11 protein-coding genes (1 of these 11 only partly in view) are annotated in these 22,812 nt (G+C 67.2%); 5 read left to right on the top strand and 6 right to left on the bottom strand.

What is annotated here, in order from left to right; translation table 11 throughout:
• Positions 1 to 13,862: the final stretch of a LuxR C-terminal-related transcriptional regulator gene (locus IU459_RS14660; protein ID WP_195130061.1), read on the top strand. Its footprint begins 37,168 nt before the window's first position; the window shows 13,862 of its 51,030 coding nt (coding positions 37,169–51,030); its start codon lies off the left edge, out of view; it ends in the stop codon at positions 13,860 to 13,862.
• 176 nt (positions 13,863 to 14,038) lie between these two features.
• Here IU459_RS14660 and radC read toward each other — a convergent pair whose 3' ends face one another.
• Positions 14,039 to 14,716, bottom strand: coding sequence for a RadC family protein (gene radC / locus IU459_RS14665; RefSeq protein ID WP_195130062.1), 678 nt, complete (start codon positions 14,714 to 14,716; stop codon positions 14,039 to 14,041).
• Positions 14,717 to 14,880: 164 nt separating this feature from the next.
• Between radC and IU459_RS14670 the strand changes: the two genes are divergently transcribed.
• Positions 14,881 to 15,177, top strand: coding sequence for a DUF6881 domain-containing protein (locus IU459_RS14670; protein ID WP_195130063.1), 297 nt, complete (start codon positions 14,881 to 14,883; stop codon positions 15,175 to 15,177).
• A gap of 33 nt (positions 15,178 to 15,210) precedes the next feature.
• Here IU459_RS14670 and IU459_RS14675 read toward each other — a convergent pair whose 3' ends face one another.
• A complete protein-coding gene (locus IU459_RS14675) occupies positions 15,211 to 15,414 on the bottom strand; it encodes a type II toxin-antitoxin system VapB family antitoxin (protein WP_195130064.1) in 204 nt (67 codons plus the stop codon).
• A 107-nt stretch (positions 15,415 to 15,521) separates the two neighbouring features.
• Between IU459_RS14675 and IU459_RS14680 the strand changes: the two genes are divergently transcribed.
• Both IU459_RS14680 and IU459_RS14685 read left to right on the top strand, forming a co-directional pair.
• On the top strand, positions 15,522 to 16,052 hold the full coding sequence (locus tag IU459_RS14680) for a DUF4396 domain-containing protein (RefSeq protein ID WP_195130065.1): 531 nt from the start codon (positions 15,522 to 15,524) through the stop codon (positions 16,050 to 16,052).
• A gap of 117 nt (positions 16,053 to 16,169) precedes the next feature.
• Positions 16,170 to 17,066, top strand: coding sequence for a phenylalanine 4-monooxygenase (locus IU459_RS14685; RefSeq protein WP_195130066.1), 897 nt, complete (start codon positions 16,170 to 16,172; stop codon positions 17,064 to 17,066).
• 25 nt (positions 17,067 to 17,091) lie between these two features.
• Here the strand turns inward: IU459_RS14685 and IU459_RS14690 are convergent, their stop codons facing one another.
• Together IU459_RS14690 and IU459_RS14695 are read right to left on the bottom strand one after the other, a co-directional pair.
• A complete protein-coding gene (locus tag IU459_RS14690) occupies positions 17,092 to 17,697 on the bottom strand; it encodes a TetR family transcriptional regulator (RefSeq protein WP_195130067.1) in 606 nt (201 codons plus the stop codon).
• Complete coding sequence (locus IU459_RS14695) at positions 17,687 to 19,201, bottom strand: MFS transporter (protein ID WP_195130068.1); 1,515 nt, start codon at positions 19,199 to 19,201, stop codon at positions 17,687 to 17,689. Before IU459_RS14695 ends, IU459_RS14690 begins: the two co-directional genes overlap by 11 nt.
• 128 nt (positions 19,202 to 19,329) lie before the next feature.
• Here IU459_RS14695 and IU459_RS14700 point away from each other — a divergent pair, with 128 nt between their 5' ends.
• The gene (locus IU459_RS14700) at positions 19,330 to 20,631 is read left to right on the top strand and encodes a D-alanyl-D-alanine carboxypeptidase family protein (protein ID WP_195130069.1); all 1,302 of its coding nucleotides are present in this window, start codon (positions 19,330 to 19,332) and stop codon (positions 20,629 to 20,631) included.
• A gap of 38 nt (positions 20,632 to 20,669) precedes the next feature.
• Here the strand turns inward: IU459_RS14700 and yhjD are convergent, their stop codons facing one another.
• Positions 20,670 to 21,701 (bottom strand): inner membrane protein YhjD, encoded by a 1,032-nt coding sequence (gene yhjD / locus IU459_RS14705; RefSeq protein WP_195130070.1) that lies wholly within the window; start codon positions 21,699 to 21,701, stop codon positions 20,670 to 20,672.
• Positions 21,702 to 21,775: 74 nt separating this feature from the next.
• Positions 21,776 to 22,807: a tryptophan--tRNA ligase gene (gene trpS, locus IU459_RS14710; protein ID WP_195130071.1), complete on the bottom strand. Its 1,032-nt coding sequence runs from the start codon at positions 22,805 to 22,807 to the stop codon at positions 21,776 to 21,778.
• Positions 22,808 to 22,812: the final 5 nt, after the last annotated feature.

Raw genomic sequence — 22,812 nt, forward strand, 5'->3', positions numbered from 1 at the left:
CCACCACCGGCCGTGTCTTCGCAGCACGCCCCGAAGCCGCATTCCTCCGCGACGACCCCGACCGCTCCGCCCAACTCATCGGCGGAATCACCGGACGAGACATACTCGGCTACTACCACTTCGGCCACGAAGTGCCGGCCACCCTCCCCTACGGATTCACCACCGCAGCCCAGTACGCAGGTGATTGGATTCCCAACTCCACACACGACGATCCGCCCGAGGCACCGCTGCCAGCCGAAACCACTACGCCACCCGCGCCCGGTTCCCGGATGTCCGCCGTCGAATTCGCCGTGCTGCTTGATGAAGCCGAACGCTCCGGACCGCCCGCCCGAACGCGCCCCCGCCATATCGACAGCCAGAACAGCCGCACGGAACTGCTCATCTATCCCAACGGTTTCCAGGTTATCGAGAAGAGCTCGCTGACGCCCAAGTGGCGCGCCGCCGAGATCCTGGTATCGGCTGTCGGCTATCTGATCGGGGCACCCGTACCGCCGGTGATCCCCGCATACGACCGCGAAGATACCGTGCTGATGCCGCGGCTACCGGGCGATGCCGTTCCGAACGTTGCCAGCCTGGATGCTGCTGATCTGGAGATGTTGCGGAACCATCCGGACACGCGCGAGCTTGGTTTCCTCGATGTGGTCGTCGACAACTGGGACCGAACGGACAACCTCCTGCGCGACGGACACCACTACTACGGGATTGACCACGCGTTCGCCTTGAAGAAGCCCCTCGACCCGAGTGCGAGCCCGATCTCGCAGCGCTATGTCACCGGCGTCGACCGCCACAACGAAGCCGACCCGTACGAATGGGCGGCCATCGACCGGAGCCGATCAGAACTCGATGAGCACATCCGTACCGTCAGCGCACTGCGGGCGTTGTTCCTGGTCTACGGGTCCGTGGACGGGTATCGACGGGTGCTCGCGCGGCTGGAAGGGATGCGCGAGCACGCTTCCGACGACGCACCGCAGGATTCGAGACGGCCCGTGTCCGGCGACCGCGAGATCGCCGAGTTCTGGCAAGATTTCCAGGATTTCCTGATCCGTGCCGGGACCGTCGTAGTGGGGGACCCGGCCATCGAAGAACTGTCCCGCGCTCGTACGTCGGATGTCCGGGCTGCATTGGACAGCCTCACGGAGAGCCAGCGACGCCTCATCGATCTGTTTCGGCGCGGTTCCGAGACTCCGGCTTCGGGACAGACACAACCCATCGATCACGGGATCGAACCCGACGAGATAGTGGATGCTGCACGCACACTCGCGATCTCCACAATAGAATCCGGCAGCCGGTCCGGGCCGGAACAGAATCGGTCCGTACAGAAGAACAACTCGGCAGGCGACAACCGCACAGACCCCGTCGCGATCAACTTCGGCTACAGCACGTCCCCGTCCGACGACGAGACCGCCCCACCCGAACCAACTCCCGACTCCCGCTGGGCCTTCGGCACCGCCGAAGGGGAGGAAGGATCCACGCTTCCAGCCGATCCATACCCCACCCAACAGGAGAGGAGGCACGCGGCAAGGGCAATCGCCGCACTGCGCCATCAGTTCGGGGAGGACGCGACACTGCGGTCGCTGTTCGAGCGCGTCGACCCCGCTCAGGTAGTCGATGCCGCCCGAGCCCGCGCCAGAAGAAATGCGCGCTGGTGGTTCTCGCTGTCCGCCGAACAGCAGGCGGGGATGGTGGCGGTACACCCCGCCCTGATCGGCAATACCGACGGCATCCCGTACACCATGCGCGATTACGCCAATCGCCGGTCGATCACCCGGCAGCTCGCGCAGCTGCGCCGGATCATCGGGCACCGCAAACTCACCACCGCGGAGAAGGCGCATCTGCTCAACCTGGAGACCACCCGGGATCAACTGGCCGAAATAGAACGCCGCGTCGCGGAATTCGGTGCGGCGCCGGTACAACTCCTCGCCTACGACGCCCAGAAATACGGCGGCAACGGTCGGATCTCCGTCTCCATCGGAGACGCCGACCAGGCGACGAACGTCACCCGCCATGTCGGCGGCTTCGGGACCACGCTGCGGTCACTGCTGTACCGATCCGGGTTTGCGGGTGCGCAGTACGAGATGACCTCACGGTATGCACCCGAAGAGACCGTGGCGGCCATCATCGATATCGCCTACGAACACCCGACCAAACTGCTGAAGGGAACGGCGCCGGTTCTCCCGTTCGATCCTGCCTATCACCGGTTCGCCGAAGTCGGTGGCTATGTCGTGGCCCGAGACACTGTGTCCTACAACGCCACTCGTGAGGCGCTGGCCGAGCATCGGGGAACCGCGCTGCCGCGGTTGCACACTCTCCTCGGACACAGCTACGGCACCACGACCGTGTGCTACGCGGGCCGGGACGTCCGGCTGGCCGGCGAGATCGACCAGGTGGTTCTGACGGCCTCCCCGGGCGCGGGCCCGATGACCAGGGCCACCGACTTCGGTATCGGGGCCGAGAACGTCTACGTGCTGACGGCGACCCGTGATCCCATCGCCTGGCTCGGCGCCACCACTCCCGACCGGCGCGGCCGATTCCTCAACCGCGGTCTGGGACCGGATCCGGCCGGCGAGTCCTGGGGAGCGGTGCGGGTCACCGCGGAGCCACCGGAGACACCGGAGTTCCGCACGCGCATGCAGGTCCATCAGGGTTACAACTCGTATGCCGATATCGAGGCCCAGGTGCCGACCGAGTCGCTGGACAATATCGGCCTGATCACCGCAGGCCGTGGCGCCGAGGCCACCCGCGCCGAACATCGACCGGCCGATACTGGCCGCGGTCCGGCGCTTCGTGTCACCGATCCGGAACGCCCGCGGGCCGCCCGCACCCGCGCACTGAACGATAGCTTCGCTCCGGCGGAGGCCGCCGAAATCGAGCAGCTCATCGCTGAACTGCTGACCTTCCGCGACAAGGACGGTAATCGTCCGTTCGCCTACCTCGAGAACATGCCGATTCCCAGCGCCGCCGAGCCGTCCGGGCCGGATTGGGTCGCCAACCGCGGGCAGTGGTTCCGGGCGCTGCGCGAGGGCGACCTCGCCACGCTGCGCACCGTCGAACTCACCGCCAAGGATGCCTTCGAACTGAAGCGCTTGCTGCGACGCTCCCCCATCTACCTGACGCTCGCGCTGGTCGTCGCTACCGGTTTGAAAGCCGAGCAGCTGCTGGGCATTTCCGACCCCGGACCGCTGTTGTTCAAGCAGGAGAAGCGAATACAGGGCGACGAGACGATCACCGTCTGGAAATTCCGGACCTTGCCGGAGGACGAGCCGGAAGGTCCCACCAGCAACGCTGCCGTCGATCGGGCCAGTCCGGGCCAGCGGTACCTGCGCGACACATCGCTCGATGAGCTGCCGCAACTGCTGTCGATCGCGACGGGAACCATGTCCTACCTGGCGGGCAGACCGATGCTCGACGGCGACCGTGTCCAGATGCGGAAAGTACTCACACCCGAGGAATACGAATTCTGGGAGCAGCACCTCAAGAACGACCTGTGGTCGGCGCTGCACTTCCCCGGCTGCCGCGGTTTCGACCGCGAGTCGCCGGAATACCTGCGCACCCGATATCTTGCGGCCCGCCTCTATTCGCTGATCGGAAGCCGGTCGGTCGACGAGTACATGCTCGGGGTGATCGACCGGTACCTGCTCGGCATGGTTGGCAGCCAGGGCCGAGTACTGATACAGAAGCTCGCCGCCCACCTGCACGGCCGTATCCTCGCCGGCCCCGGTGCGAGTACGGAGACGACCGATGCCGCAGCACAACCCGCGCCCGACGCCGAACCCACGCAATCCCCCGATGGTGACACCGATCGACCGGCCACGGACAGCGGCGCGGCGCAACCGTCACCCACCGCGGCGGAGCCCGCGCCCGACGACCCGCTGCTCGAGCGGATCCGCGGCATCAACCCCCTGCGCAACCGGGACAACAGCGCCGAGTGCACCATCGCCGCCGACCTCCGGGTCAGCGGCCGACCCGACATCGTCGCCGAACCGTCAGAAACAGGACGAGCACCCGGTGATGACAGCCGATCCCACATGCGGTTCATCCAGTCCCACTACGACACGACGTTCCAGCACGTCGAGAGCTGGACCGACCTCGAACAGCAACTCCGCGACGCCGGTCACCTGGCACGCGGCATCATCGCCTACCGCCACCAACCCTTCGGAGGTCCACCAGGCCACACCGTCAACGTCGTCAACTACCACGGCACCATCCGCTACGTCGACGGACAATCCGGCCGAGACGTCACCAAGAGCATCCACGCACTGACCAACCGACTCACGGTTCCTGCGAGCCATCGCGACCGACCTCCGGATATCGACGCCCACTTCCTCCGCACCGACGGCCACTACACCGGATCCCTCCCCGGCGCACCGGGTGTAGCGAAGCCCGTCCCTGGCCAAATTTCCTCGAGCGCATCGAGCACCCTCGATAACAGAACGACCCCCGGCAACGCCATCGACCCCGTTGCGATCGACCTCGGCGACGAAGACCCCGAGGACCACAATATCGTCGAAGGTCCGCTGACCGACGCTCCTCTGAATCCACTCGACGGCGCTCAGGTGGTACGGCTGATCCTCGACGGTCCGTCGGTACCGGTGCAATGGCAACCGCCCGCGCAGCTGCCGGATGGTGTGCTGCTCGCCTCGGCCGCCGAGCCGGATGTCGACCTCGACGCGATCCGTCAGAGGTGGGAAGCACTCGCGGACGACTATCCGGAATCGGGGTGGCGTATCGGCGGAGGGCTGTTGTTCCGTGGCGACACGCGTCCGCGCACCGTCCCGTGGGCGGATGGGTTCGTCCCGCTGTCACAACGCGACGGCAGGGTTGTTTACACGACGGTGCGGGTGAATCGGGCGGCCGAGTACGGCCAATCGGTGATGATGGACGACGAGACATCGGATTGGACCCTCGTCCACCAGATCTACGTCATCGACGCGCCCGGCGGATTCGGAGTGGTGGACGAGTACGGCGGCGTCGTCTCCGTGCACTGGCCGGGAGGCCTGCGTAGCGACCGCGTCGTGGGCTGTTTCGAGATTCCCGCGAAAATCTGGCGGGGCGATTTCGCCGCCCTTGCCGACCAATTACCGCGGTACTGGCGCCCCAACCCCAGATACTTGCCGGACGAGCCCACCGATACAGGAAAAACACCCGGCACCCCCCAAGACCCCGTCGCGATCGACCTCGGCCTCGATGACGAAGACTCCGGGGGCCGCGATGTCGTCGTTCCCGGGCACGCCACCGGTACCCCAGCGGGGGTTGCCGAGCTGGTGGGCGAGGATCTGTCGTTCCGCGACGATGTCGCCGAACAGCTTGTCGCACAGCACATCCCGGGTGGTGCGCCGCCGGTGACGACGACTCGCGCCGCATGGGAGCGGGATGTCCGCCGTGCGGTGCGCAGTGCGGAGGCGAGGCTCGCCGGCCTACGCCTAGGGCCGGGGACGGAATCGGGGTTGGGCTTGCTCGGCCTGCCGCCGTTGTCCGAGATGTTCTGGCCACGAGAGGATCCCGCAGACGACGGCGAGCAGCCTGTCGGCCTGCACAGCGCGCCGATACTCGACGGCCTCGTCCGTGACAGCGCACAGGCGGGATCGGCTGGGAATCACACCGAATTCGGCCCACCCGCGTGGGTGTACGCGGCATTCGCCGTCCGCAATCCCTGGCCGCCCGAGGTACGGCCGCAGGTGCTCGACTGGTGCGTGCATCAGATTCGGCAACGGCACGGGGACGCCGCGGAAGCCGACTTCCACCGCTACCTTGCGGTCGAAGCACGAATCGCGGCTATCGGCCAGGCACTCCACACGCCCACAGACATCGCTACCAACCCCGGCCGGTACACCGATCTGCTGTCGGCGTTTTCCACGAACCTCACCCTCGTGCGCCGCGAAGCGGCCATCGGCCGGGCCCTCCTGAAGTGGGGGAAGCTCACCGCCGAGTCCGCGCACCTGGCCGTCCTGCGTCGGGCAACGGAACATCGACCGATACCCGAGGACGAAGGTCAGCGTGTGCTCGAAGTATTCGCGAGCCACCTGTCCCAGGCACGGCCGTCGAACCTCGATGCCTATATGACACCCGCACTCGATGAGCCGCTCCCACCGCGGCTCGGGTCTTCGATTCGAAGATTGCTGGAAAACCGACAGCAGGTCGAGTTGAGCCACGCAGTCCGGCCACCGTCGACACAAACACAGAGCAGAACGCACAGACTGAACGTGACTCGCGCCGCCTATGAGCCGGACCCCGCCCGCGAGGGGGCGGAACGCCTCCGGATGCACGCCGCGGTGATGATCGATCAGGCCGAATTCGGCGATGTCGAGTTGCTTTTCGAGCTCGATGCCTCCGGAATCGTCACGGCCTACGTCGAGCCCGGCCCGGCCGGCGACTTCCTACCGGAGTATCGGTCCGCTCGGCGCGACGCAGGACGAGGGTCGTTCCTCGACTTGGTTCTGCACTTCGTACGCGGCATCGGCGCCGATGTGCTGCAGGTGAAGGTGGCCGACGACTGGGGCGCCGCCGAACTGCACGGTCGCGACCTGCTGCTGGGCGCGGGCCTCGCACCGGTCGAGAACGCCCCCCAGTGGCTGAGCGAACGCTGTGCACCACCGGCGGTCGCGGCCGACCCCGTCCCTTCGGGCCTGGATCGACGACTCACTCGCGAGCAGGTGCTCGGGTTGATGGAACAGGTCCGAGTGACCTCGCCGCACGAATCCGAGAACCAATGCGGTGTCTGGCATCTGCCGCTGCCCGCCGGACCGGGCGCCGCGTCGGAACCGATGGTGACGGTCCGGGTGTACCTCGACGAGGCGGAGCGTTTGGGCTTCGATCTGGACTCGCTGGCCGCGCCGGCGGCGGAAGCGTCGGACCTGTTCCACCGGGCCGGAGTGCGGGGCCCGCGGCTGCTCTATGACTCCGAATCATCGCAGACGGCGCTGGATTTCAAGACCCGCGTGACGATTCACGAGCACATCGCGGGTGATGAAGTCCTGCCGGACGAGGGTTGGGACCGCACAACCGAGGACGTCTTCCTCGAGTTGTCTCGACTACACGGCGTGTCCTCCACTCCCCACACGAAGTATCACTGGGACCGGGAGCAAAATCGCCGGGTGCTGGAACTGGAGCACGGCGACTTCGACCACAGGCTGGACACACTGATCGGCGGCGTCCCGCTCTTCGCCTCGTTTCAGCCGAAGCTCATCAACGAGGGCAGAGAGCTGATGGGCTTCACGCACGGCAACCCGATCCGCCGCAAGATGCGGCGCGGCGCCGACGGCCGCATCGGGTTCACCGATTCGAAACTCGCGCAATACGCGCCCATCGCATGGGATTGGGCCCGGTACTACCTCGTGAACGACTGGGTCGACGACACCGAACGACGTGCCGTGCACTCCGAAATCCGCACGATTCTGCAATACCGATACGGAGACGATGTCGGTGACGAACTGGTAGCGGACTTCGAACGCTACGTGCTGCTGGAGGCACGCAAGTCGATCACCGGCGACGCATACCGGCTACCCAAGAAGATCGCCACCGGGTTCGCGACCATCGAGGAGGTACTTCCGGACTTCTACCGGAACGTCGCCCTCGTTCGCCGCGCCGCCGGGCAGGACCCCATCTCCGAGAATGCGGTCCACGATCTGCTGGCGGAATGGGCGCTGCGTGAGCTGGAATTGCTGGACACGCCCGCCACCGCGGCGACCACCTGGGAGATTCCGCCCGTTCACGCGACGGAACCACGCCGGTGGATGCGGCGGATGCTGCACGCAGCCGGCAGGGAGCTCGGTGCCGGTCACCACGATGTGGACGAGTCGGCGGCACTGGCCGCCGTCCAACGCTGGGACGGACCGCGACGGCTGGAGCCGGTCAGGCTGCGGTGGCTGGCTTCTTCGGACGGCGTCATGGCCGTCGTCACGGCTGCGGTCGTGGAAGGCACACGCGTGCGCGGCGAGGTCTATTTCACCTTTTCCGCGGATGCCTCCAGCCGGATCGTCGCAGACTGCGTCGGCGACATCGAAGGCCAGAAGGTCGAACCTCTCGTGCTCGACTTCGTTCGTGACGCGGGCGCGGACCGGCTCCGGGCGGCGTTGATCAGCGACTGGCCGGCGGCGGCCCGGGCCGGATTCGACTGGAACAGGGAGCATCTCGGTGAGAGAGAAGCAATCCGCGAGGCCTTGTGCGACGCCATAGACGACCTCGAACAGCGCGAGCCGACCGTCCCGCCCGGCATCGCAGAAATAGGCCGAAGGTTGCGAGCAGGTGACCTCCCTACGCCGAGGGAACTGTGGGATGCCGGGCTGATCGACGCCGGTGTTCCGCTCGAGGAGATCGCCGCACCGTGGGCCGCGTGCATCGACATGGCCGGCGCACCTACTGCCGCGGATATCGAATGGAGCCAGCCAAAAGCACGGCCGGTCGTAGCCATCCCCACGGACCCGCCCGCACAGGAAACGCTGCTGGACAACATCAAGCGCGAAGGCAGCGGCACGCTGGACTCGAAGGTTGCCGCCAGGCAGATCCTGCGGGCCAGACTCCGAGCACCCGACTACGAGGGCAACAACAAGCGGGCCTGGCGCTACCGAGACGACAACGGCAACCGGATAGTCGTGCACCAGATACTGCCGACGACCACAGGGGAAAAAGACCTCACTCGCAACCCCGATCCGTCCTATCGGAATGTCCGCTGGTTCCACTGGCTTCCGTTCGATGCACCTGATGCCGTGGAGCTTGCCGCAACGGTGACCGATGTTCCCGCACGGGTATACCGGTGGCGCGATTACTACGTGGAGGAGTTTGCCGACGGACGCACCCCCGCACCGGACGATCCGGACTGGAACACCGTGCTGGACAAGCTGTTCCAGGTGAAACGGCACCTGCTGAATGTGCAGCTGCCCGCACACCTGCAGGTGCGGCCGGTGACCGAACACCTCCACCTCTACCTGGATCAGCAGCGCCGCAACTACCGTCGTCGCGCGCCCTGGCTGGATCGACTGTTCCGGCTCGCGCCACACCAGGCATGGTCACCGGAGACCGACGACGCGACGTGGCGGCCGAGCCTCAATCACAACGACATGGTTCTCAGCAACGTCCGGATCGACGACCGGAACGACACGACGATGCTGATCGATTGGGACAATGCGACAGTCACCCACCCGCTGTGGGACTACGTGACCATGCTCTGGTCGAACTGGCCACCGGATATCGCCGAGCAGGTCGAGCACAAGATCAGAGCCGAGGTCCGCGACCTCGAGGCCAACGGGCTGGTCGGACCGGGCGCCGAAGCGGAACTGGATCGGCTGCTGACAATGGGTTGCCTCGACTCGCTCTACGCCGATTCGCGCAACTTCGTCCAGCAGATCGCGGAGGATGCCAGCAAGGCCGACCGGCTCATCGGACGGTTCTACTCCGACTATCGACGGCTGTGCCGCCTGCGCGGATGGGAGCCGGAGTCGCCGGCTGTCGTTCGCACGCTGATGCTGGAAGCGGTGAACGCGGTGTGCACGAGGCAGGGGCTGCCACCGCTGCCGAACGAGCCTGCGGTGCAGCCGAGCCGGCCGGCCCCATCACCCGCGGAAAGTCCGGATTCGGTTCTACCGGCCGCCGAGGTTTCCAGCGACACCGAACTGCTGGCTGTCGTGAACGGTCTGCTGGATCGACGGTACGGTCCCCGGAACTACGTCGTGACACCGACCGCCGCACGGTACACCGACAACGCCGGGAACCGGTGCTTGACCGTATCGGCCACCATTGTCGCCGGGGGCACGTGGCGCGTCGGCGAATCGGGCGACATGCGTTTCGATGTCGACCCGGGTGGAGTCGCCGAGGGACCGCCGGTCGTCGACGAAGCGGGCGATATGCGTTTCCATGTCCGCCAAGACGAAAATCGCAGAGTCACGGCGACTTTCGACCACCTGGTGGTGGACCCGGCCTTCGCGGGCGGGCACTTCGCGCAGCACTTCGTTCCGCAACTGCGCCAGTGTGTCGGCACGGATGGCCGGGTCATCGTGCCCGTCAACGGCCCGACCGGCTTCACGATTGCGGCACAGAACGGTCTTCGGCTGGATTCCGATCCGGACCATCTGGCCGAATCGCGGGAGAGCACGGCGCACCTGCTGAGCACCGACCCGCGCGAACTCATCGCCGACCCGATGCTCGACCGGTTCGACCGGACCGCCGAGGCGCGACCGACCTTCGCGGAGCTGGCCGCGTATCTCGAGCCGTCAGCACAGGAGTGGCCGCAAGACCGCCGGTGGTGGGGCGTGCTGGACGGTGCGTCCGCGGACGTTTCCGATCCACTCCCCGGCGCGGCTCCGCGACCGACAGCCCGGATGGCGTCCCTCGGTTCCGAGACCGAGGATCCCGGATTGACCAGAACCGACATCGAACTTCTCACCACGCTGTTCCGCAACCGAGCCCACTTCGCCGGGAATCATCACGGGGTTTGGATCTTCGAGCTGAACGGCCGGAAGATTGTCATCCGGGCATCGATCAATACGCCGAATCCGAATTTCGATCCCCGGATCGGCCTGACGTTCGGGGAATCCGCCGCGGTCCAGCTGTGCCGCAAGGCCGGTGTCCGGGTACCGGCGCTGTATCACGTCGGTGCACAGGAGTCCTATCCCGAGCATTACCTGTTCCACGAGTACCTCGGCGGCGAACACCCCACGCCGGACGATCCGTGGCAAGACATCGCGGAGGCCCTGTTCCCCGCACTCGACCGCCTGCATTCCCTGCACGCCGAGCACTGGGCCGCGGCCGAACCCGAGCAACCGGTACCCACTACCCGCGTCGAATGGGAGCGGCGGCTGGTTCGCGAGGTGGCACGGATCCCCCTGGAGTTCGACACCGATGATCGGCTGCACGGCGAGCTCGGTATGCCCGGCCTGTACGACATCTTCGAGGTCCGGCCCGCATCGAACGACGATATCCAGCTCGGTGTGCTGCACGGCGATCCGACCTTCCTCAATATGAAGCTGGGCCCCGATGGCGTCGGGCTGCTCGACCTGGAACTGACCCAGCCGGGATCGCCGGTGTGGGACTACGTGGCGTTCGCGACAAGGAACCCGTGGCCTACCCCCGCCGTCCGGAACGAGGTCATGAACTGGTGCCGGGCGCGGCTGCGGCGCGACCACGGCGCGGACGCCGCTGCGGACTTCGACCGATATCTCGTGCTGGAGGCATGGAAATCCGTGGCGGGAGACAGCTTCCGGTTGCCGCTGCTGATTGCCCGCGACCCGGGTTTCCTCGCCGACGCGACGGATGCGCTGCACCGCAACCTGGAGGTCGTGTTCCCGGCGGCGGGCCGACGGGCACCGGATAAGGCCCAGGTGCGTACCCTCTTGCAGCGATGGTCACGCCAATTGGTGCGGCAACGCGAAAACCAGCAGACCACAGCGGATTCGGCCGCCGACAGGTCGGCGGCCGTCAAACCGGCGACCCATGCGACGGAACCGGACACGTCCGGACTGCCGCGGCTGTCGCTGCGCGAGTTGCTGCGGGCCGCGATCGGGCACGACAGCGCCGCAGCGGCTGCCGGCCTGTCCGAAGCCATCGCCACCCTGCGGTGTACCGACGGAACAGCCAGGCTGGAACCTATTGCGGCGGAATACGAGCCACTCGGTGATGCGGACCCGGGTGTGGTGAGCCGCATTCGGCTGCGAACCGTGCTGATGGACGGCACCCGCGAATACGGCGAAATCACGGTGCGTTTCGACCTCGACGGGAACGGACGAGTCACCGCACGCCCGGAACCGATCGGCGCCGACCTCGATCGCCTCGCCGCCGACTACGGCGGCCCGTACCTCCTCGGACCGGCCGAGGACCTGGCCCGCCGGATGGGCGCCGATGCGATCGAGGTCGAGGTCTCGCGCAAAGACGGCGTCCGAGCGGCGCGGTGCGGTTACAGCTGGGTCTCCGAGCCCGGCGGGCATGCCGGGCCGGGTGCGCTGTTCGCCCGCCGATGGGCGTACAAGGACCTCACCGATCCGGCGGCGCCGACCACCCCGATCGCATTCCGCCCTGCACTGCGCCGCCCGCAGGGCACCGATTACCTGCTCGACATCGCCGAACCGGTCCAGGACGGCGGCTTGGAGCTCGACGATGCGGCCCGCATGCTGATCACCGTCGTGACGAATTCCCCCGATGTCGCCGGTCATTACACGGAAGTCTGGTGCGTCACCGACGGCGGCGGAAACCCGGTGAAGGTGCGGCGCATCGTCGCCACGCCTGGAGACAAGGATCTGGCTGCCAATCCCACGCATCCGAAACTCATCGCCGGAGACCGGCTCGTCAACCATGTCCCGCTGGATGATGAACGCGCGGAAGATCTGGCCCGGCAGGCAGGTGTCGACGTGCCGACGACGATGGCCCAGTCCGACGACTACTCATTCCGCGAAATGGGCCCCGGCCGCGTCCCCACGACCGGTGACCCGGACTGGCCACAGACTTTGCGCGCCCTGCTCCGACAGTTGCGGCGGTTGCAGGCGGTCGAGCTGCCCGACGATCTGTCGGTCCGCACCGTAGCCGACCAGGAGCAGCTGTACCTGAGCATGCAGCGGATCAAGCAGGAACAATCTCATCTGTTCCTGCACAAGCTGGGAATACCCCTGCCGCACGAGATCTGGGTGCCGGGCGACACCACCTGGACCGCCGGGCTGAGCCACGGTAACGCCACCTTCCGCAACCTGTGGGTCCGGCCCGACGGCGAAGTACGCCTCGACAACTGGAATCTCACCGGCGTCCGGCACCGGTTGTGGGACTATGTCACCGTCTTCTGGAACCCATGGCCGCCGGAGGCACTCGGCCGGGTCACGACCATGGTGGAGGACGAAATCCGCGACCAGCACGGTGAATCAGGAGTTCGGGAGTTCCGGCGGCTGCGGGCCATGGCCGCCCTCGACTCGCTGTACACCGACTCTCGACACTTCGTGCACAAGATCAGCCTCGACCCCGCCACAGCCGGCCCCCTGACACGTCGCTTCTACTCCGACTACCTCGCGCTATGGAGCTACGCCGAGACGACCGGGCAGTGGCCGTCACGGGGGACGCGACTGACCTATCAGCAGGTCCGCGATCTCGTGCTGCATGCCGCCGACCCGAGCCTGCCCCGGCCCGACCTGCCCAGCACCGATCTCGACACCACGACGCACTCGACTCGGCGGACCACCGCCGCACCGGACCCGAGTCTGTCGGAGGTGCCGGCCATACCGGATCTGCTCGCCGACCCCCCTGCCGAAAGCGAGTTGCTACCGCGATTGTCCGGCCTGCAACGGGAGTACGGCCTCGAGCTCGAGCTTCGGCTGACCCGGGTCAACTATCTGCGCACCGCCGACGAGTCCATCTCCGGAATACGGATCCGCGGTGTGTTCGTCAGCCACGGCGAGAATCCGGCCGAGGCGGGCGATCTGGATCTTCGCATCGAGTTCGACGAAAACGGCTGGCTCACCGCGGGCTTCGACAAGATGTGGATAGAACCGTGGCAAGTCCACACCAGAGCCAGTGACCAGGTTGTCTCCTCACTCCGCGCCTACCTCCGCCGGTCCGAGGTGGAAGATGTGACCTTCACGGTGCACGGCCGCCGCGGGGCACGTGCCGCGATCAGCCACGACCTCGACTGGAACGGCGTCACCGATCCCGACCATCTCGCCGCAGGCATGCGAGCGCTGAGCAGCCGCATCCGTGCGGATCTCGCCCTGGAACCGGACGCCGCGGTCACCCGGGAGTTGCGACAACTCCTCGGCGAACTCGATTACCCACCGAACGACGCCGCACCGAACCACCGCTACCCCACCCTTGCCGAAATCGACCGCCACCTGCCGAGGGGAATGCATGCGGCCGACTTCCTGAAGGGATTCCACTGGACTGGCCACACCGCGCCGTGAGATCGTCAGGGCCACACCATTCCGTGAGGTGCGCCCACCGGATTACGACCGCTCTACGGTGGGCGACGCCACCCTGTCACCACCCATATGAACTGGCTGTCCGCAAGCCCTTCCAACCCCACGAAGTCTACTGAAGCGATCACCGGTCAGCATCGAGGCGGCCGTCGTCATTTGTATCAGCGCATCGGGTACCCCGGCGCGCTGGCCCATTTCTCCCCCGCGATCACGACGTGGTCGAGGAAGCGGAGGCCTACGGTGTGGGCGGCTTCGGTGAGGATGGTGGTGGCGCGGCGGTCGTCGGGGCTGGGGGTGGGGTCGCCGGAGGGGTGGTTGTGGACGACGGCGAAGGCGCGGCCGTCGTGGCGCAGGACGGTGTTCAGTATTTCCCGGACGGGGACGGCGACTTGGTCGACGGCGCCTTCGGCGACGAAAACCTTGTGGCGCAATCGGTTCTGCGTGTCGCATACCAGCACGAGCAGTCGCTCCACGCGGGCGCCGGTGAACTGCGGACGGGCCGCGGCGGCCACGTCGGCGGCGCTGGTCAACCGGAACGAGGTCTCCGGGGCGCTGCGTGCCCGGGCTCCGAGGTGGAACGCGGCGATGATCGCGGCCGCCTTCGCCACGCCGATCCCGGCCCGCCGCGACAACTCCTCCGGACGCGCGGATGCCAATCCGGGCAGGCCGTCGTGCTCGACCAACAACTCCGCCGCCAGGTCCAGCGCACTCGCACCACGCCTGCCGTGCCGCAGCAGCAGCGCGAGCAACTCCGCGTCGCTGAGCGCTTGTGGTCCGAGCACCAGCAACCGCTCACGCGGCCGCTGCGCGACGGGCACATCGACAAGAGAGACCGCCATGACTCCACCCCTCGGTCCGGCCGACAGTGCTCGGGATTCTGCCAGCCACCACCGACACCTCCCGCGGAACCGGTGTCCCGCGGCATGCGCCTGACCCGGACAACCCATATGCTGAGAGGCGGTTCGGTAGCCAAGTCGGTCCGTGAGCTGGGAGTTGATGGGCGATGTGGTACCTGAGGGCGCAATGGCATCACAACTTCGACGACGAGCCGGTCGAGATGTTCAGCGAGATCGCCGACGACGGCTTCGAGGTGCGCAAGGTCGAGATCTTCTCCGACGGCCACATGGACTGGGCCGATGCCAGCCGCGGCACCGGCACGACCGTCATCAGTCAGATGCCGATTCCCACGGCGGACGAACTCGACGCCCAGGTGGAGTATTCCGCCGTCGAGGTCGATTCCCGGGAGTTCGAGACCGTATGGCTGCGCGCCCTCCGGGAGACAGCGCCCGGCAAGCGATAAGGTGCGTCGGATGACGCATGCTCAGGCCGGGCCCTAGCGGTCGACGGCCGCGGCCTCCGGCTCCGGACGGGTGCAGAAGGCCTTCGCGGCGAGCTTCTCCAGATGATGCAACTGCCGCTCGTGGACGACGATTCGGCGCAGGGCCTCGTTGATGGTGGCGTCGCTCGTCGCCGTGCCCATGATGGCGGCCGCAGCGGCGAGCAAATTCTGGTCGAGATCGATCCGCACGGATTTCATGCGTCCTCCTTCGTACATTCGCCATCTTGCGGCATGACGCCCGCTCATGTCCGGCAAATCGAGAACTCGGGCTTGTGTTTATACCCTACGGGGGTATAGTGCCACGCATGGAGCACAGGCACGACCCCTCCGGCGACCACGCCGCGCATGCGCACGCGACGCACACCGCCGAGCAGCACACCGCGAAACATCCGTCGGCTACCTGGCAAATGGCCGCCATGGCGACTCTGCACTGCCTCACCGGCTGTGCCATCGGCGAGGTCCTCGGCATGGTGATCGGCACCGCGCTGGGCTGGAGCAACACCGCGACCATGGCCCTGGCCATCGTGCTGGCGTTCCTGTTCGGCTACGCCTTCACCATGCGCGGCGTGCTGCGGGCAGGACTGCCGCTGGCCGCGGCCGTGAGCACCGCCCTCGCCGCCGACACCGTGTCGATCACCGTCATGGAGATCGTGGACAACGCGGTGATCCTCGCCGTTCCGGGCGCGATGGACGCCCACCTGGACAGCGCGCTGTTCTGGATCACCCTCGCCTTCGCCTTCGCGGTGGCGTTCGTGGTGACCACGCCGGTGAACAAATGGATGATCGGACGCGGCAAGGGCCACGCGGTGGTGCATTCGCTGCACGAGGGACACTGATCGCAGCGCCCCGCGTTGCTGCCCAGATCGCCAGGAAGAAGCCCGTTCAGCTGGGCAGTTTGCTCAGCTGGACGGGCTTTCGTTGTCGACGGCGGTCAGTGGTGCTTGCATCGAAGTATGTTCACCGAGGCTCAGCTGTACTCGCCGGTCACCCGCACCGGCGACGACGTGACAGTGCACCTGAGTGCCGAGCACCCGGGCGTGCACGATCCGGAGTACCGCGCCCGGCGCAACGCCATCGCCGCGCTGGCACTGGACTACGCGCCAGGGAAACCGCTCCCCCACATCGACTACACCGATGAGGAACAGCAGGTGTGGCGGATCGTGTCGGCCGAACTCGCGCGCAAACACCGCACCTACGCCAGCGCGGAGGTACTCGCGGCGGCCGAGGCGCTGGCCCTGCCGACCGATCACATCCCGCAGCTGGACGAGGTGTCGGCGGCGCTCGCACCGCTGACCGGATTCCGGTATGTGCCGGCCGCGGGCCTGGTGCCGCTGCGCGAGTTCTTCGGCTCCTTCGCCGATCGGATCTTCCATTCCACCCAGTACATCCGGCATCACTCCGCGCCGCTGTACACACCGGAGCCGGACGCCATCCACGAGATCATCGGGCACGCCAATCAGATCGCCAGCCCGCGCTTCGCGGCCGTCTACGCCGCGGTCGGCGCGGCGGTCGGCAGGCTGAGCACCGAGCGTGCGCTGAAGTTCCTCGCCGACGTCTTCTGGTTCTCGATGGAGTTCGGCGTCGTCCGGGAACATGGCGAGGTCCGCTGCTATGGAGCGGGTCTGCTGTCGTCCTATGGCGAGATCGAGGAGTTCCGGCACGCCGAGCTACGCCCGCTCGACATCGCCCAGATGGGTACCGCGGTCTACGACATCACCCACTATCAGCCGATTCTCTACTGCGCGGAATCGATCGCCGAGATCGAGGACGTGATCGGCGGCTTCTTCGCGACCATGGACGACGACACACCCGATCGCTTGCGGCCGGCCAGCACCGCGGGCGCGCAGTAGGTCCGGCACATCGGGCCGGAGCCCGTCAGGACTCCCGCCCGAGCGGCATGCCCGCGTCCAGGAAGTCCAATGCCCGGGTGATGTTCTCGATGTTCAACGGCGTGACCGTCGCCATGGCCAGGGCAGCGCCCGCCATCGCGCCTGCCGCCACCCGCACCTCGAAATCGTCGGCGGGCCTGCCGACGTGATCGGCCAGCAACTCGGCGAGGAGATCGATACTGCGGATGATTTCCCAGCCGATGGCCGACCGCAGCTCCGGCACGTGATAGAGCAGCGCTTGCCGCTCCTGCTCGAACGCCAGATCGGCCGAGGGAAGACTGTCGAAGACTTCGAGCACCGCGTTGCGTAAAGCGGTGAACGGCGAGACGTCGCGCGGCTGCCGTCGCAGCGACTCGATCATCAACGGATCCAGATCGTCGGCGAGCACCAGCTGTTCCTTGGTCGGGAAATAGCGGAAGAAGGTGCTCGGCGAGACATCGGCGGCCGCGGCGATCTGCTCGATCGTCGTCTCGCTGTAGCCCTGCTCGCGGAACAGCCGGAACGCCTCCATGCGAATCGTCCGGCGGGTCCGTTCCTTCTTCCGCTCGCGCAGACCCTGCGCCGTCCCGTTCGCGGGTAGCTCAACCGACATGAATCGATTCTGCCGCACCCGGCTCGGACGCCTGGGCGGGTCGCCTGGTGCGCACGAACACCACGGCCAGCCCCGCCGCCAGCAGGCACAATGCCGCGCAAGCCCACAGCATCGCGCTCATGCCGCCGACGAACGCGCTCTGCACGTGGTGCAGCATCGCCGCATCGCCCGACTCATGCGCGGTCGCGACACCCGCGTTGACACCGTCCGAAATCGGGTCGCGATTCAGTGCGCCGAGCTCCGAACGGTAGCGGGTGGACAGCACGGTGCCCAGCACCGCGACGCCGATGGTTCCCGCGGCTTGGCGCAGCGCCTGCAGCAGCGCGGAGCCGGATCCGGAGCGCTCCGCGGTCAGCTCACCCATCGCCATACCCATGGCCGCGGGCATCACCAGGCCCATACCGGCGCCGAGCAGCGTCAGCCACACCGCCGTGAAGCTGTAGCCGCTGTCCACGGTGGTCAGCGCGCCCAGCGCCAGCGACCCGCCCAGCAACGCGAACCCGGCTGAGATCACCATGCGGGTGCCGAGTTTCGGCAGGATCCGGTCGACCAGCCTGCTGCCGACCAGCAACCCGCCGATCAGCGGAAGCAGCCGCAGTCCGCTACCGAGCGCGTCCACACCGAGCACGGCCTGGAAGTACTGCGGCACGGTGAAGAACATGCCGAACATGGCGAAGTTCACCACGATGGAAAACGCTGTGCCCCAGCGGAATCCGTCGGCGGCGAACAAGCCGAGATCGACCAGCGGATACGCGGTCCTGCGCTGCCAGGCCAGGAAAGCGCCGAGCAGCAGCACACCGCCCGCGACGCTCGCCCAGGCAGGGCCGTCGCCCCAGCCTTCCTCGCCGATGCGGATGAAGCCGTAGGTGAGCCCGAGCATGCCCGCGACCGACAGCAGGGTGCCGAGCAGATCAATGCGGAAACTGTGTGCACTGCGCGATTCCGGCACCAACGCCGCGACGGCGAGCGCGCCGATCACCACCATCGGCACATTGATCAGGAACACCGAACCCCACCAGAAGTTGCGGAGCAACCATCCACCCACGATCGGGCCGAGCGGCAGTCCGATCGCCGTCGAGGTGATCCAGATGGTGAGCGCACGCTGCCGTTCCGCTCGGCCGGGAAACATGTCGGGCAACACCGACATCGACAGCGGAATCATCGCCGCCGCCGCGATCCCGAGCACGACGCGCGCGGCGATGAGCTGGCCGGGTGAGGTGGCCACGGCGCAGGCGATCGACGCGATCCCGAACAGCACCAGCGCCGCCAGAAGGAACTTCTTGCGGCCGTAGCGGTCGCCGAGGGCGCCCGCAGGCAGCATCACGGCGGCCAGCGCCAGCGTGTACGCACTGCTGAACCATTGCAGCGCCGCGGTATTCGCGTTCAGGTCGACGGCGAGCGTGGGCAGGGCCACGGTCAGCACGGTGACGTCGAGCCCGATGGTCAGCATCGCGACCGCCAGCGCGCCGAGCGCGAGCCAGCGACGGGTCGAGTCGGTCTTCATGACACCTCCAGAAAGAGAGCTACAACTTTTTGATAGTAACTCTCATTTGAGAGGTTGTGTCAAGATTGTTCGACGAGCTCAGGGATATGCGCGGCTGACCGGCGGAACCCTCGCTAGGCTCACTGCCGATGAAGATCACGGAATTCCGTCGCCGCGCCGGGTTCTACGCGGGCGCCCTGCTGGCCGTCGTGGCGATCGGGGCGACGGCCGTGCCCGCGTTCGCCGCGCCGACCACCAGCACGCCGTTCACCACGCCGAATACCGACGGCTGCCCGCAGAAGACGCTGCCGCCCCCGCCGATCGATGCGTCCGAAGTGCCCGCGCCAGGGGAGCCGACACCGGCTCCGCTGCCGATCCCGGCGCCTCCGATCGGCGGCGCCCGGCTCGGCGAGTGCGGAGTCGTGCTACCGCGATCCGGACCGCCCGCACCGCAGGACATCTCGGCGACGGCCTGGCTGGTGGCGGATCTGGACACCGGCGAGGTGATCGCGGCGAAGGACCCGCACGGGCGTTATCGGCCCGCGAGCACGATCAAGGTGCTGCTCGCCACGCTGGCGCTGCGCACACTGGATCTGAACAAGGTGGTGGTCGGGACTCGAGCCGACGCCGATGTGGACGGCACCAGGGTCGGCATCGGTCCCGGCGGTCGCTACACCAATCGCCAGCTCATGCAGGCGCTGATCATGGCATCCGGCAACGACGCGGCGCACGCCATCGCCGCGCAACTGGGCGGCGACGCGGCCACCGTCGCGAAGATGAACGAGCTGGCGAAAAAGTTGCGCGCCATGGACACTCGCGCCGCCACCCCGTCCGGCCTGGACGGCCCCGGCATGAGCACCTCGGCCTACGACTTGGCCGTCCTGTTCCGCGAAGCCATGACCGTCCCGCTGTTCGCCGAGCTGATCCACACCGAGCAAGTCGATTTCCCCGGTTACCCGGCAGATCCCCAGGTTCCCGGCGACACCGACCGTCCCGGATATCCGATCGGCAACGACAACCAGCTGCTCTACAACTACCAGGGCGCCCTCGGCGGCAAGACCGGCTTCACCGACGACGCGCGCCAGACGTTCGTCGCCGCCGCCCAGCGCGACGGCCGCAGACTCGTCGTCACCCTGTTGCAGGCCGAGGTGCGGCCGTTGCGCCCATGGGAGCAGGCGGCCCGGCTGCTCGACTACGGCTTCGCGCTGCCCAGCGGCGCGTCGATCGGCAACCTCCCCGGCGCGGTGGTACCCCAGCGTGACGCGGTGGTACCCCAGCGTGAACAGAACGAAGTCGCGCTTGCCGCCCCGCCCGCATCGGGAACCGACCCTTCCGCCATGCCCCTTGCCGAAGAGCGCCGCGTCGATACCAGGACCGTGCTGATCGCTGGCGGCGTCATCGTGATCCTCGTCCTGCTGGCGGGGGCGCGCCGAGCCAATCGACGACGCTGATCAACCTCGCGCTCCAGACAACTCGGCCCGCCTACTGGTCACCGACGGCCGGGCCACCGGCGTAACCCCGAAAGGGCGAGGGCGGCAAGGGCGCCCGCACCGAAGAAGGCTGCGCCCACACCCACCGAGACATCGCGCGCGCGGGCTCGTGGCGCGATCACCGCGGGCGGAGGCGGGGGGATCTCGGCTTCCGGCTCGTTCTCGGCGGCGGTGGCGGCCCAGGCGGTGGCGAACAGGACGATGCGGTAGGTGACGTAGGTGAACACCATCAGGCCGATGATCGAGCCGAACGTGGCGCCGGCCGGGCTGCTCAGCACCGATCGCAAGTAGATCGAGGCGACGATCTTGAACACCTCGAACGCCAGCGCGGCCAGTGCCGCCGCCTTGGCCGCGCTGGCCAGCGTGACGGGCTCGCGCGGCAGCCTGGCGATCACCCAGGCGAACACCGCCCAGGAGGCCAGGAACCCGAGCAGCGTCGACAGCAGCGTCAGCAATACCCCGGCACCGGGTAGCTCGGCGAGACCGAGGCTGGTGAGCAGCCGCCTGCCGAGGGCGCTCGAGGCCAGCGCCGACAGCCCCAGCGAGACCACGAACGCGAGACCGAGACCGACCAGCGCGCCCAGATCGGAGAGCTTGGTCACCAACCAGTTGCCGTCCGGCCTCTTCTGCTCCCACTGCTCGGTGAGCGCGGCCCGCAGGTTGGCCATCCAGCCGAGGCCGGTGTAGAGGCCGACGACCAGACCGAGCGTGCCGACCGTGCGCCGCGACTCGACCGCCTTCTCGACCAGGTCGTTGATCTGGTCGCCGAACGAGCCCGGAATGTTCTCGACGATCTTGGCCTGCAATTCGCCGAGCAGCTCCGGATTGCTGGACAGGACAACGCCCGAGACCGAGAACGCGATCATCAGCAGCGGAAATAGCGATAGCACAGTGAAGTACGTGATGCCGGCCGCGTAATGGTCGCCTCGTTGCCGCTCGTAGCGCCCCGCCGCCCGGATCAGATGATCCAGCCACGGCATCGCCTGAATCCGGCGTTCGATCCCGGCCTTGATGTTGTCGATCACCTGCACGCTGCGCCCCTTCGAACGTGAGACAGACCTCACGAAGCCTAGTTGGCGCAGCCGAGCCTGGCCGAGGAAGCGGCCTAACGGCCCAGCAAGCCGACCCGGTCGTATACCTGGGCGAGGGTGTTGCCGGCGATCTCTCGCGCACGCTCGGCTCCGGCGGCCAGGATGCGGTCGAGTTCGCCCTGGTCGGACAGATACTCCTGCACCTTCGCCCGCAACGGCGTGACGAATTCCACCAGCGCGTCGGCGACGTCGGACTTGAGCTCGCCGTAACCCTTGCCCTCGAAGTCCTTCTCCAGCGTGACGATCGGCGTCCCGGTCAGCGAACTCAGGATCACCAGCAGGTTGCTGACGCCCGGCTTGCCGTCGGGGTCGTAGCGGATCTCGCGTCCGGTGTCGGTGACCGCCGATTTCACCTTCTTCGCGGTGATCTTCGGGTCGTCGAGCAGGTTGATCAGGCCCGCGTCGGTGGAGGCCGACTTGCTCATCTTCGCGGTCGGGTCCTGCAGGTCGTAGATCTTCGCGGTGCCCTTGACGATATGCGCCTCCGGCACCACGAACGTCTTCTTGAACCGAGTGTTGAAGCGCTGGGCCAGGTTCCGGGTCAGCTCCAGATGCTGGCGCTGATCCTCGCCGACCGGAACCTGATGGGCGCGATAGAGCAGGATGTCCGCGGCCATCAGCACCGGGTAGGTGAACAGGCCCACGGTCGCGTTCTCCGCGCCCTGCTTCACCGATTTGTCCTTGAACTGGGTCATCCGGCTGGCCTCGCCGAAGCCGGTGATACAGCTGAGCACCCAGGCCAGCTCGGCGTGCTCGGGCACCTGGCTCTGCACGAACAGGGTGGACTTCTTCGGGTCGATGCCGAGCGCGAGCAGCTGCGCGGCGGCGGCCTTGGTGCGCGCCTTCAGCTCCTTCGGATCCTGCGGCACCGTGATCGCGTGCATGTCCGGGATGAAGTACAGCGCGTCGTAGTCGTCCTGCATGGTCACCCAGTACTGCAGCGCGCCAAGGTAGTTCCCGAGATGGAACGAGGAGCTGGTCGGCTGGATCCCGGACAGAACGCGCTGTTTGCGTTCGGCGGCCGGGGTGGGCGCAGGACTGGACATACCCC

This window comes from Nocardia amamiensis (assembly GCF_015477605.1).
In the GTDB taxonomy this organism is placed as follows: Bacteria; Actinomycetota; Actinomycetes; order Mycobacteriales; family Mycobacteriaceae; genus Nocardia; species Nocardia amamiensis_A.